The organism is Lonsdalea iberica, assembly GCF_002111585.1.
In the GTDB taxonomy this organism is placed as follows: Bacteria; Pseudomonadota; Gammaproteobacteria; order Enterobacterales; family Enterobacteriaceae; genus Lonsdalea; species Lonsdalea iberica.
Map to the genome: position 1 here is coordinate 17,770 of NZ_LUTP01000023.1, position 13,229 is coordinate 30,998.

The following is a 13,229-nucleotide window of genomic DNA, read 5'->3' on the forward strand; positions in this document are numbered from 1 at the left end:
ATTTATCGCTAACCCGAAAAGGTGCAAGTCGCACTACCGATATTGGGGGCAGTTTCATAAAAACAAGGCAGGATTATCGGGATGGGAACTCGGGCAGCCAAGGCTGCCCGTTGCTCGCGAGATTATCAGGGTTGATAAATGCCAACGCCAATCTCATTTTCTTTGCGGGTACGGGCGATGACCGCCGCCGGCGATTCTATCACGCGTAGCCCCATTTGATCTTCGGTGCGAACCAGTATGCCGCGTAGCGAGTTCGGGTAAACGTCGACGATTTCCACGTCTACAAACTTGCCGATCATCTCAGGCGACCCTTCGAAGTTGACGACACGGTTGTTTTCGGTGCGGCCGGAAAGCTCCATGACGTTCTTGCGGGACGTACCTTCGACCAGTACGCGCTGTACCGTCCCCATCATCTGCCGACTGAAACGCATCGCCTGCTGGGTAATGCGTTCCTGCAGAAGATACAGACGCTGTTTTTTCTCGTCTTCGCTGACGTCGTCCACCATATCGGCCGCCGGGGTGCCGGGGCGCGGTGAATAGATGAAGCTGAAGCTCATGTCGAAATTGACGTCGGCAATCAGGTTCATGGTCTGCTCAAAATCGTCTTTAGTCTCGCCGGGGAAGCCGACAATAAAGTCGGAACTGATCTGAATGCCCGGACGCGCTTTATGTAACTTGCGGATAATCGCTTTGTATTCCAGCGCGGTATGACGACGCTTCATCATCGTCAGCACGCGGTCGGATCCACTTTGCACCGGCAGATGCAGGAAGCTGACCAGCTCCGGCGTATCTTCATACACGCTGATGATATCGTCGGTGAATTCGATCGGATGGCTGGTGGTGAAACGAATACGGTCGATGCCGTCGATGGCGGCCACCAAACGAATCAGTTCGGCGAAGGTGCAGATGTTGCCGTCATAGGTTTCGCCGCGATAGGCGTTAACGTTCTGGCCCAGCAAGTTAACTTCGCGCACGCCCTGTTCGGCCAGTTGCGCAACTTCAAATAGCACATCGTCGCAGGGACGGCTAACTTCTTCGCCGCGGGTATAGGGGACCACGCAGAACGTACAATATTTATTGCAGCCTTCCATGATGGAGACAAAGGCGGTCGGGCCTTCGGCGCGCGGTTCCGGCAGACGGTCGAATTTCTCGATTTCGGGGAAGCTCACGTCAACGATCGGGCTGTGCGTACCGTTCACGTGATTAATCATTTCGGGCAGGCGGTGCAGCGTTTGCGGCCCAAAAATGACGTCTACGTAGTGGGCGCGTTCGCGAATGTGCGCGCCTTCCTGGGAAGCGACGCAGCCGCCGACGCCAATGATCAGGTTCGGATTGCTGTCTTTCAGCGCTTTCCAGCGGCCGAGCTGATGAAAGACTTTTTCCTGCGCCTTTTCACGGATCGAACAGGTGTTCAGCAGCAGAATGTCCGCCTCTTCTGCGATGTCGGTCAGCTCATAACCGTGAGTGCTTTCCAGTAAGCCGGCTATCTTGGATGAATCGTATTCGTTCATCTGACAGCCCCAGGTTTTTATATGCAGTTTTTTTGTCATTGTCATCGACTTGCCATTACTCAGTTCGGGTGAACACGCTTTACCTTGATGCGGGCGCGTATTGTAATCGTTTGGCGCCGCTGTGACCAGCATGCGCCAATCTTCGCTTTTCTGATAAAAACGGCCGAAATCCAGTAAACTGTGCTTAATTCTTTTCCTGTTACGCACGGGATTCTTATCGCAAATAGTGGGGCACGTATGCACTTTGACGCAGTCGTTGTCGGCGGGGGGATGGTGGGCGCCGCCGCCGCATTGGGATTGGCGCAAAACGGTTTTCAGGTGGCATTGGTGGAGCAGGAAGCGCCGCCGGCGTTTGAAGCCGAAAGCCCGCCAGATTTGCGGCTATCCGCCATCGGCTATGCTTCCGTGGCGCTGTTGCGCCAGCTAGGGGCGTGGGCGAACGTGGAACAGATGCGCAGCGCGCCCTATCGTCGGTTGGAAACCTGGGAGTGGGACAGCGCCCGGGTCGCCTTCGATGCCAGCGAACTGAACTTGCCGGAATTGGGTTACATGGTTGAAAACCGGGTATTGCAACTGGCACTGTGGCAGTCGCTGGAAAAGACTCAGGGCGTGACGTTTCTCTGCCCGCGGCATCTTAAACAGTTGGACTACGATGCGCCGGTCTGGCGACTGACGCTGGATGACGACGCCGTCATCGAAACGACGCTGGTGGTGGGGGCGGATGGTGCGCAGTCGCGAGTTCGCCAGTGGGCGGGAATCGGCGTCAGCGGTTGGCAGTATCGCCAGTCTTGTCTATTAATCAGCGTTCGTACGGAAGGGGCGCAGCAGGATGTGACCTGGCAGCAGTTCACTCCGGATGGCCCTCGTGCCTTTTTGCCTCTGTTCGGCCAGTGGGGATCGCTGGTGTGGTACGACAGCCCGCAGCGCATCCGTCAGTTGCAAAGTCTATCGATGGCGCAGTTGGACGACGCAATCGCAGAAACTTTTCCTGCGCGCACTGGGCGGGTCACTGCCGTGGCGGCGGGCGCTTTCCCGTTAATTCGTCGGCATGCCCAGCGCTACGTGGCGCCCGGACTGGCGCTGCTGGGGGATGCGGCGCACACCATCAACCCACTGGCGGGGCAGGGCGTGAATCTGGGGTATCGCGATGTCGAGGCCTTGCTGGCGGTCGTCTCTCAGGCTCGGGATCGCGGCGAGTGCTGGTATGAGGCGTCTGTCCTCCAGCGTTATCAGCAACAGCGCAGGACTGACAATCTGCTGATGCAAAGCGGGATGGATTTATTCTACGGAGCTTTCAGCAACCGTCTTGCTCCGCTGACGCTGGCAAGGAATGTGGCGCTGATGGCGGCTCAACGCGCGGGTAAGCTAAAACAGCGGGCGTTGAAGTACGCGCTGGGACTTTAGTTCAGGCGGCTGGTCTAGGCCGTGTTTAACCACGGCGCGGTACAGTGCGCCGTCTTGCGCTGAACATCGCGTTTATCCAACAAAAACCAGTGTGAAGAGAATGATGACATATCTATATCTGTTTTTAGCGATCGTCGCTGAAGTGATCGCCACGACGGCGCTCAAGCTATCGGATAGCTTTACCCGTTTGGTGCCCAGCATCGTTACCCTGGTGTTTTATGCGGTCGCCTTCTATTGCCTGACCATCACGATGCGCACGCTCCCGACAGGCGTCATCTACGCCATCTGGTCCGGGGCGGGGATTGTATTAATTGCAGGCGTTAGCTGGGTTATCTATGGTCAGCGTCTGGATTTACCCGCTGTGTTGGGCATGGGGCTGATTATTGCCGGCGTGATCGTGATTAACGTCTTTTCCAAATCCGTCGCGCATTAAAATCGATAGATAAAGAAGGAATAAGCGTTGGCGAAATGCCGACTGGTGTACCGGTCGCAGCGTTGAACATGTTGGGTGGGGCATTACTGCATTGAGACTGAGGAGAGTCAACGCGATTTAGGCCGGGTCACCAGCAACAAAAAAGCTGCATAAGCAGGCTTTTTTGTATTCGTGGCTGGGGTACCAGGATTCGAACCTGGGAATGCCGGAATCAGAATCCGGTGCCTTACCGCTTGGCGATACCCCAATAATATGGTGGCTACGACGGGATTCGAACCTGTGACCCCAGCATTATGAGTGCTGTGCTCTAACCAGCTGAGCTACGTAGCCTTAGTACTTCTATTTGTCAGAAGAAAGTTTCTTCGTGACGAATGTTTGGCTGGGGTACCAGGATTCGAACCTGGGAATGCCGGAATCAGAATCCGGTGCCTTACCGCTTGGCGATACCCCAACGGGTTGCACTTCTGATGAAGTGTCTCACTAAAATTGGCTGGGGTACCAGGATTCGAACCTGGGAATGCTGGGATCAAAACCCAGTGCCTTACCGCTTGGCGATACCCCAATAAAACGTTGCTTGACCTAGAAGATTACATGGTGCGGGAGGCGAGACTTGAACTCGCACACCTTGCGGCGCCAGAACCTAAATCTGGTGCGTCTACCAATTTCGCCACTCCCGCAAAAAGATGGTGGCTACGACGGGAATCGAACCTGTGACCCCAGCATTATGAGTGCTGTGCTCTAACCAGCTGAGCTACGTAGCCATCTTTTCCGCGTCACCTTCATCGGCGTTGCGGGGCGCATTATGCGTAGTTGACTTTGAACCGTCAACACATTTTTTCCCGAAAATGGCCTGTCGGCGGCCGTTTGTCTGGGTTATGAACAGTATGGGCAGAAAAGCGTCAAAAGACCGTTTTTTTTGCCATCATCGATAAGGAAAACGGGCCTCTGGAGGCCCGTTTAGTGTGAGAACCGTGAAATCGACGGTTAATAGGCTGACTGATGCACGCCTACGGCGCGGCCAGACGGATCGTCCATCTTTTTGAAGGATTCGTCCCACTCAATCGCCTTGGCGGAAGAGCAGGCGACGGATGGTCCACCGGGAACGCATTCCGCAGCGCTGGGAACCGGGAACAGCTCTTCAAAGATCTCGCGGTACAGGTAGCCTTCTTTAGAGGTCGGCGTGTTGTACGGGAAACGGAAGTGCGCGGTTTCCATCTGCTGGTCGGAAACTTGCTCCGCAGCGATCTCTTTCAGAGAATCAATCCAGCTGTAGCCGACACCGTCGGAGAACTGCTCTTTCTGACGCCATGCCACGTCGTGTGGCAGATAAGACTCGAAGCACTCGCGCAGGATGTGTTTTTCCATTTTGCCGTTGCCGCACATCTTGTCTTTCGGGTTAACGCGCATTGCCACGTCGAGAAACGCCTTATCCAGGAAAGGAACGCGGGCTTCAACCCCCCATGCGGACATCGCTTTGTTGGCGCGGGCGCAGTCGTACTGATGCAGCGCCAGCAGTTTACGCACGGTTTCTTCGTGGAACTCTTTGGCGTTAGGCGCTTTATGGAAGTAAAGGTAGCCGCCAAACACTTCGTCGGCGCCTTCGCCGGACAACACCATTTTGATTCCCATCGCTTTAATTTTACGGGACATCAGATACATCGGCGTGGACGCGCGAATGGTCGTTACGTCGTAAGTTTCGATGTGGTAAATCACATCGCGGATGGCATCCAGGCCTTCCTGCACCGTAAAGTTGATCTCGTGGTGCACGGTGCCCAGATGGTCAGCGACCTGCTTGGCCGCCTTCAAATCCGGCGCGCCTTTGAGACCGACGGCGAAAGAGTGTAACTGCGGCCACCAGGCTTCGCTGCGCGCATCGTCTTCCACACGGCGAGCCGCGTACTTTTTGGTGATGGCGGAAATGATAGAAGAGTCCAATCCGCCGGACAGCAGTACGCCGTAAGGAACATCAGACATTAAATGACTTTTAACCGACTCTTCCAGCGCATCGCGCAGTTGTTCTTTATCCGTCACGTTGTCTTTAACGTTTTCGTAATCAAACCAGTCGCGACGGTAGTACTCGCGAACTTCACCTTCCTGGCTCCAAAGGTAGCTGCCCGCCGGGAATTCTTTAATCGTACGGCATACAGGCACCAGCGATTTCATTTCGGACGCGACATAGAAGTTGCCATGTTCGTCGTAACCCATGTATAGCGGGATAATACCCAGATGGTCGCGACCAATCAGGTAAGCCTCTTTTTCGCTGTCGTACAGCGCGAAGGCGAACATGCCGTACAGCTCATCAAGGAATTCCGGACCTTTTTCCTGATAGAGGGCCAGAATGACTTCACAGTCGGAACCCGTCTGGAATTCGTAACGGTCGGCGTACTTCTCACGCAGTTCCTGATGGTTGTAAATTTCGCCGTTGACGGCCAGAACGTGGGTGCGTGACTTGTTGTACAGCGGCTGAGCGCCGGTGTTGACATCGACGATAGAAAGACGCTCATGCGCCAGAATCGCTTTATCGCTGGCATAGACGCCGGACCAATCCGGACCGCGGTGGCGCATCAGACGGGACAGCTCCAGCGCTTTTTTACGCAGTTCAACCGGGTCGGTTTTCAGATCGAGCACACCAAAAATAGAACACATAAAATGAAGCTCCTTGATTCTCCGATCTCGCGAGTGGTCGCGAGTCAAATAGATGAGGTGTTGCCAGCAGTGGATGGAGCGATGTTTCTATGCCGAATGACCGCGCTGTGTGTACCGCTGCTGTGTCAGTAACGAAGATTTAGCATCAAAATGGCACTTGAGTTCAATAACCTTTAATGAAAAAAGCATTCATGATGAGGAATGCTTAATATTTGGCGCAATATAATAAACATTCCATAAAATGCATTTGCGGGATGCGCCTTTTTTTGGTGATTCCATAATTCGGCCTTATGGCCTTAATAGGCGCTTATTCTTTTTCCAGCAGCCGGATCAGCAACGTACCGTTAAGCATCGCCCGTTTGACCAGCGCGAAGGCGCCGATGGCGGACAGATGATGCAGCTCGGAAACCACGACGGGCAGGTTATTGCGAAAATCCTTCAATACCTGCGTATTGATGCAGCGCTGGATAGCGGGCAGCAAAATTTTCGCCGCTTCGGTCACTTCTCCGGCGATCACGACTTGCTGCGGGTTGAAGAGGTTGACTGTCAGAGCGATGGCTCTGCCCAGGTACAACCCTGCATGTTCAATCACTTCATGCGCCAGCGCATCGCCACGATTGGCGGCCAGACAGATAGGCGCTATCTGGCTGGTTTCCATGGTCAGTTTGCTAGGATAACCCTGCTTCAACAGGTGGAGTACGCGCTGCTCAATGGCGGAGTTGGATACCACGGTTTCCAGACAGCCGAAATTGCCGCAGTGGCAGTGATCCCCCAGCGGATCAATCTGAATATGACCGATTTCGCCGACGTTGCCGTTGCTGCCGAGAAAAATCTGCCCATTGACGATGATCCCCGCGCCGGTGCCGCGATGAACCCGAATCAGAATCGAATCCTGACAGTGGCGGCTTGCCCCGAAATAGTGCTCGGCCAGCGCCAGGCTGCGAATGTCATGGCCGATAAAGCAGTTGACCGCGAAGCGCGCTTGCAAATGCTCCACCAGCGGCCAGTTGTCGACGTCGATATGCGGCATGTAACGCACCAGACCGGCGGTAGGGTCAACCAGGCCCGGCAGCACCACAGAAATAGCGATTAGTTCGCGAATGCGGTTTTGATGCTGACTGATGAAGTGGTCTATTGCCTTGAAGAGTGCGGTTTCCACCGTCTCCTGCGTCTTCTCCGGCAGGGTATAGTGCGTTTCCGCCAGTTGCCGCCCAGCCAAATTGTAGAGCGCGATGGTGGCGTCGTGGCGTCCAAGGCGGACAGCAATAGTATGGAAAGGGCGGGTCTCCGACACAATCGAGATTGCCCGGCGACCCCCGGTGGAAGCTTGCTGATCGACTTCTTTAATCAGCCCGCGCTCCAGCAGTTGGCGAGTGATTTTCGTGATGCTGGCGGGCGCAAGCTGGCTCTGTTCGGCGACTTGTATCCGGGAGATCGGACCTTGCTGGTCGATGAGCCGGTAAACTACCGCGCTGTTTAACTGCTTTACCAGATCGATATTGCCTATCTTCGCCTGCTCGCCTGTAGTCATGAAAAGTTGCCCGACTTAGTTCAATACTTCCTCGCCGTTGACAAAAGTATTGATGACATGGAAATCACGGGTGAACGCCGTCAGATTCGCGACTTTGCCGCACTCGATACTGCCCAGTCGTTGGTCGATGCCGATGGCGCGGGCAGGGTAGAGCGAGGCCATTCGGAGCGCTTCATCCAGGGCGATCCCCGCCTGTTCTACGCAATTGCGTACCGCATCGATCATGGTGAGCGCCGACCCGCTGAGGGTGCCGTTCTCATCCACGCAGATGCCGTCGCGGTAGTATATGGGTTTGCCGGCAAAAATGAACTGGTCAATTTCGGCGCCGGCGGGCGCCGTGGCGTCGGTGACCAAGAGCAGTCGGTCGCCCTTGATACGTTTGCTATTGCGGATATTGGCCCAGCTGACGTGATGGCCGTCGGCGATGATGCCGCTATAGATTTCCGGCGCGTCGTAAATCGCGCCGACCAGTCCCGGCTCGCGCCCGGCAACGACCGGCATGGCGTTGAAAAGGTGCGTGGCGCAGCGGATGCCGGCGGCGAAGCCGCGTTTGGCCTCTTCCCAGGTCGCGTTGGAATGACCCGCGGAAACGATAATGCCGGCGCGGGTCAGCCGCTGGATGACGTCGGCGGAAACCTGCTCGGGCGCCAGCGTGATTTGGGTGATGACATCCGCGTTATTGCATAGAAACTCGACCAGTGCCTCATCCGGCTGGCGGATCAGCGTGATGTCATGTGTGCCTTTCTTGATGGGATTCAGCCACGGGCCTTCTATGTGTAGCCCCAATGCCTGATGGTGGTTCTGCGCCAGATAGGCGCGCATGACTTCCACACCGCGCCGGATGAAGTCGTCCGAAGCGGTGATCAGCGTCGGCAGGAAACTGGTACAGCCGGACTTTTCATTGGCCTGCTGCATGATTTCCAACGTTTTGACCGAGATATCGTCCAGCGTGTCGTTGAACTGCACGCCGCCACATCCGTTCAACTGGAGGTCAATAAATCCCGGAGCGAGTAGGGCGCCGTTGAGGTCGCGTGTTGCAATATCGGCCGGTAATTCGTTTAGCGGACAAACACGGTCTATCAGGCCGTCGGCAATGACAACGGCGTGACCATCGAGAATTTGATGACCGGTAAAAATACGGCCATGAGTTAAAGCGTACATCGTGAGCTCCCGGCTAACCGATTAAAAATGTGTGAGGTTTTCAGCTTCCAGTTCGCGAAAATATTTAACGGTTTTTACCTTCAGTTCCATCGTCGAAGGTTCGTCGCAGACCATCATGGATTTGGCATGTAGTTGCAGACAGCTGATGGTCCACAGATGATTGACGTTGCCTTCAACCGCGGCCTGCAGCGCCTGCGCCTTGTTGCGACCAGTGACCAAAATCATGATTTCTTCCGCATCGAGCAGCGTGCCGACACCCACGGTCAGGGCATATTTGGGCACCAGGCTGACGTCGCCGCCGAAAAAGCGCGAGTTGGCGACGCGGGTTTCTTCGGTCAGGGTTTTGATGCGCGTGCGCGACACCAGAGATGACGCTGGTTCGTTGAACGCGATATGACCATCGCTGCCTACGCCGCCCATAAACAGGTGAATTTTGCCGTAAGCGTGGATTTTATCCTCATAACGTTGGCACTCTGCGGTGATATCCTTCGCGTTTCCGTTCAACAGATTAATGTTTTTATGTGGGATATCAATGTGATTAAAGAAATTCTGAAACATGAAAGTCCGATAACTCTCCGGATGTTCCGGTGGAAGCCCGACGTATTCGTCCATATTGAAGGTAACGACATGCTGAAAACTGAGTTCGCCCGCCTTGTGTAGTGCAATCAACGCCTTGTAGGCTTCCAGCGGCGTGCTGCCGGTGGGAAGCCCCAGAACGAAAGGTCTTTCGGGCGTGGGTTTAAAGTCGTTAATGCGCTCTGCGATATAACGAGCGGCCCATTTGCCGACTTCCTCGGCGGTGTTGAGTGGGATCAGTCTCATTGGCGTTCTCCTGAAGCGTCAGCAATCGCTTGAAATTTAGGTCTATAGTCGAATGACACGGCGATATTCCACCATCGTGCTACGAAATGTAGTCTAGCGCGTTTTTTTTTATCTTGAAATAAGTGTCATGGCTGCTTCACCCATAAACTTTTTATATGTGATTTTTAGGTGAGGTTTGTCACATAATCAGTGATGTTATTTCGCAATAAAAATTATTTTTCTTACACTCAAAACCTGTCCGCAGGATGGGGCTAAAACGAATACATCGACTGGCTGTTTTATTGTTCGCAAGGGGAGAGAGGAAAGTGAGTATACTCGGTTATCTACAGAATATAGGCCGGGCGCTGATGGTGCCTGTCGCCACGTTGCCTGCCGCCGCCATATTGATGGGGGTAGGATACTGGATCGACCCGACGGGATGGGGCAGTCAGAACGCGCTGGCCGCGCTGTTGCTCAAATCTGGCGCTGCCATCATTGAACATATGTCGGTACTGTTCGCCATCGGCGTCGCGTACGGCATGTCCAAGGACAAAGATGGTTCCGCGGCGTTAAACGGGTTCGTGGGCTATCTCGTTCTGACCACGCTGTGCTCGCCGGCGGCGGTCGCCATGATCCAGCAAATGCCGCTGGACCAGGTTCCGGCAGCATTCGGTAAAATAGAAAACCAGTTTGTCGGCATCCTGGTCGGGGTGATTTCGGCGGAACTCTATAACCGTTTCAGCGGCGTGGAACTGCCGCGGGCTCTCTCTTTCTTCAGCGGCCGCCGTCTGGTGCCGATCCTCACCTCTATGCTCATGATCGTCGTCGCCGCTATTCTCATGTATGTATGGCCGGTGATTTACGGTGGGCTGGTCTCCTTTGGCGAACACATCCAGCGGCTTGGCTCCGTCGGCGCAGGTATTTACGCCTTCTTTAACCGCATGCTGATCCCCGTTGGGCTGCACCATGCGTTGAACTCCGTCTTCTGGTTCGACGTCGCGGGGATCAACGATATTCCTAATTTCCTGAGCGGACAGCAGGCGATTGATGCGGGTAAAGCGATTCCAGGTATTACCGGGCGTTATCAGGCGGGCTTCTTCCCCATCATGATGTTCGGCGTGCCAGGCGCCGCGTTGGCGATTTACCACTGTGCCCGCCCTGAGAATCGCAGCCGGGTGGCCGGGATTATGATAGCCGGCGCTTTTGCCGCGTTCTTTACCGGGATCACGGAGCCGCTGGAGTTCTCCTTTATGTTTGTAGCGCCGGTGCTGTATTTTCTCCATGCGCTGCTGACCGGGCTGTCGGTCTACATTGCCGCCAGCATGCATTGGATCGCCGGTTTCGGCTTCAGCGCGGGTCTGGTGGATATGGTGCTCTCGTCCCGTAATCCCCTGGCGACGCAGTGGTATATGTTGATCCCGCAGGGGCTGGCATTCTTCGTCATCTACTACGTTGTGTTCCGCTTCACCATCCAGCGTTTTAATCTCCTGACGCCGGGACGCGAAGCGTCCTCAACTCCGTCTACGGCGGCTGCGTCTTCAGACAAGCTGGAAACGGTGGCCGAAGGATATTTACGCGCTGTCGGGGGAAAAGAAAACCTGACCGGGATCGATGCCTGCATCACGCGTCTGCGCTTGAATGTGAAAGACTCCGGGCGGGTGGATGAAGCGTTAGCCAAACAGCTGGGGGCTTCCGGTGTGATTCGCCTGAATGCGCAAAGCGTGCAGATCGTCGTGGGGACACAGGCTGAAACTATCGCGTCCGCTATGCGGCAGGTATCAAAAATTTAGGGCTACACTTTAGGGGGCTTGTCATGACGGATCACCCCGCCGGGCGATTCAGTCATTGGAATATCCATGGCGGGGTGAAGATCAATCTTCACCCCGTTTTTTATGCTGACCTTTTCCATGCAATTTAGGTGAAACAAACGGTTGTTTCCCGGCGTGGCTTGTTGGATCATTAGCGGTTATGTGTTGTTTTTCGTTTTTAAGGAATCAAGCATGAGTGAGGCAGAAGCCCGCCCAACGAATTTTATTCGCCAGATCATCGATGAAGACCTGTCATCGGGTAAGCATGATCATATTCAAACGCGTTTCCCGCCGGAGCCTAATGGTTATCTGCACATCGGTCATGCAAAGTCGATTTGCCTGAATTTCGGTATTGCCGAAGATTATCAGGGTCAATGCAATCTGCGCTTTGACGATACCAATCCGGTAAAAGAAGACATCGAATTTGTCGACTCCATCAAACACGACGTTCAATGGCTAGGCTTCTCCTGGAGCGGAGAAATCCGTTATTCATCCAACTATTTCGACCAACTGCATCAGTATGCGATTGAGCTGATTAATAAAGGATTGGCGTATGTCGATGAGCTGACGCCGGAGCAAATCCGCGAGTATCGCGGTACGCTGACCTCCCCAGGTAAAAACAGTCCTTACCGCGATCGTGACGTTCAGGAAAACCTGGCGTTGTTCGAAAAAATGCGTAGCGGCGGTTTTGCCGAAGGCACGGCGTGCCTACGCGCCAAAATCGATATGGCGTCGCCTTTCATGGTGATGCGCGATCCGGTGCTGTACCGCATCAAATTCGCCGACCACCACCAGACCGGCAACAAGTGGTGCATCTACCCGATGTATGACTTTACCCACTGCATCTCCGATGCGCTGGAAGGCGTGACTCACTCCTTGTGTACGCTGGAGTTCCAGGACAACCGCCGCCTGTATGACTGGGTGCTGGACAACATTTCTATCCCCGCTCATCCGCGTCAGTATGAATTTTCTCGTCTGAATCTCGAATACGCGGTGATGTCCAAGCGCAAGTTGAATCAGTTAGTGACGGAAAAGTTCGTGGAAGGCTGGGACGATCCGCGTATGCCGACCATCTCTGGTTTGCGTCGTCGTGGTTATACCGCGGCTTCCATTCGCGAGTTTTGCCGTCGTATTGGAGTGACCAAGCAGGACAACACGGTAGAAATGGCGTCGTTGGAATCCTGCATTCGTGATGATTTGAATGAAAATGCCCCGCGAGCCATGGCCGTGCTGGATCCGGTGAAAGTCATTATCGAAAATCTGCCGGAAGGTCACGAAGAGCGGGTGACTATGCCGAACCATCCCAACAAACCGGAGATGGGAACGCGTCAGGTCGGTTTCAGCCGCGAGCTGTACATCGACCGTGCCGACTTCCGTGAAGCCGCCAACAAGCAGTACAAACGTCTGGTGCTGGGAAAGGAAGTCCGCCTTCGCAACGCCTATGTGATCAAAGCTGACCGCGTTGAAAAAGACGAGCAGGGCGAGATTACAACGATTTACTGCAGCTACGATCCGGATACGTTGAGCAAAGATCCCGCTGATGGCCGTAAGGTAAAAGGCGTCATCCACTGGGTTTCCGTTGCGCACGGCATTCCGGCCGAATTCCGCCTGTATGACCGTTTGTTCAGCGTGGCGAACCCGGGAGCCGCGGAAGATTTCCTGTCGACCATCAACCCAGAATCGCTGCAGATTGCTAACGGATTCGTTGAAGCCAGCATGGCGGATGCGGTAGTGGAGAAGGCGTACCAGTTCGAACGTGAAGGGTACTTCTGTGCGGACCGCGTTTACTCCAGCGCCGATCATCTGGTCTTCAACCGTACGACGGGTTTGCGAGATACTTGGGTGGGTTAATTTAACCAGGCCTAAATAAACAAAAAAGAAAACCGCCGCGGCGGTTTTCTTTTTGTACGGATTGGAGTTTGTTAGCTAAAACA

At 54.5% G+C, this 13,229-nt stretch carries 9 protein-coding genes and 6 tRNA genes; 4 read left to right on the top strand and 11 right to left on the bottom strand.

Annotation, left to right across the window (positions count from 1 at the left end; genetic code table 11):
• Window positions 1-125: 125 nt before the first annotated feature.
• A complete protein-coding gene (gene miaB, locus AU511_RS10390; protein ID WP_094109622.1) occupies window positions 126-1,550 on the bottom strand; it encodes a tRNA (N6-isopentenyl adenosine(37)-C2)-methylthiotransferase MiaB in 1,425 nt (474 codons plus the stop codon).
• Window positions 1,551-1,748: 198 nt separating this feature from the next.
• Here miaB and ubiF point away from each other — a divergent pair, with 198 nt between their 5' ends.
• Window positions 1,749-2,915: a 3-demethoxyubiquinol 3-hydroxylase gene (ubiF, locus tag AU511_RS10395; RefSeq protein ID WP_094109605.1), complete on the top strand. Its 1,167-nt coding sequence runs from the start codon at window positions 1,749-1,751 to the stop codon at window positions 2,913-2,915.
• Window positions 2,916-3,015: 100 nt separating this feature from the next.
• Complete coding sequence (locus AU511_RS10400) at window positions 3,016-3,348, top strand: SMR family transporter (RefSeq protein WP_167372020.1); 333 nt, start codon at window positions 3,016-3,018, stop codon at window positions 3,346-3,348.
• Window positions 3,349-3,520: 172 nt separating this feature from the next.
• Here AU511_RS10400 and AU511_RS10405 read toward each other — a convergent pair.
• From AU511_RS10405 to nagB, 10 genes are all read right to left on the bottom strand, one after another.
• A tRNA-Gln gene (locus tag AU511_RS10405) sits at window positions 3,521-3,595 on the bottom strand.
• A 6-nt stretch (window positions 3,596-3,601) separates the two neighbouring features.
• Window positions 3,602-3,678, bottom strand: a tRNA-Met gene (locus tag AU511_RS10410).
• A 46-nt stretch (window positions 3,679-3,724) separates the two neighbouring features.
• Window positions 3,725-3,799: transfer RNA gene (locus tag AU511_RS10415), tRNA-Gln, on the bottom strand.
• Between the two features lie 36 nt (window positions 3,800-3,835).
• Window positions 3,836-3,910 (bottom strand) — tRNA-Gln (locus tag AU511_RS10420).
• Between the two features lie 30 nt (window positions 3,911-3,940).
• Window positions 3,941-4,025, bottom strand: a tRNA-Leu gene (locus tag AU511_RS10425).
• A gap of 7 nt (window positions 4,026-4,032) precedes the next feature.
• A tRNA-Met gene (locus tag AU511_RS10430) sits at window positions 4,033-4,109 on the bottom strand.
• Between the two features lie 223 nt (window positions 4,110-4,332).
• On the bottom strand, window positions 4,333-5,994 hold the full coding sequence (gene asnB, locus AU511_RS10440; protein WP_094099651.1) for an asparagine synthase B: 1,662 nt from the start codon (window positions 5,992-5,994) through the stop codon (window positions 4,333-4,335).
• 307 nt (window positions 5,995-6,301) lie between these two features.
• A complete protein-coding gene (gene nagC, locus AU511_RS10445; RefSeq protein WP_094099652.1) occupies window positions 6,302-7,525 on the bottom strand; it encodes a DNA-binding transcriptional regulator NagC in 1,224 nt (407 codons plus the stop codon).
• A gap of 15 nt (window positions 7,526-7,540) precedes the next feature.
• A complete protein-coding gene (nagA, locus tag AU511_RS10450; protein ID WP_094109607.1) occupies window positions 7,541-8,686 on the bottom strand; it encodes an N-acetylglucosamine-6-phosphate deacetylase in 1,146 nt (381 codons plus the stop codon).
• 21 nt (window positions 8,687-8,707) lie between these two features.
• On the bottom strand, window positions 8,708-9,508 hold the full coding sequence (nagB, locus tag AU511_RS10455; RefSeq protein WP_094109608.1) for a glucosamine-6-phosphate deaminase: 801 nt from the start codon (window positions 9,506-9,508) through the stop codon (window positions 8,708-8,710).
• Between the two features lie 305 nt (window positions 9,509-9,813).
• Between nagB and nagE the strand changes: the two genes are divergently transcribed.
• Together nagE and glnS are read left to right on the top strand one after the other, a co-directional pair.
• Window positions 9,814-11,277: an N-acetylglucosamine-specific PTS transporter subunit IIBC gene (nagE, locus tag AU511_RS10460; protein WP_094109609.1), complete on the top strand. Its 1,464-nt coding sequence runs from the start codon at window positions 9,814-9,816 to the stop codon at window positions 11,275-11,277.
• A gap of 210 nt (window positions 11,278-11,487) precedes the next feature.
• Complete coding sequence (gene glnS, locus AU511_RS10465) at window positions 11,488-13,146, top strand: glutamine--tRNA ligase (protein WP_094109610.1); 1,659 nt, start codon at window positions 11,488-11,490, stop codon at window positions 13,144-13,146.
• The last annotated feature ends 83 nt before the right edge of the window (window positions 13,147-13,229 follow it).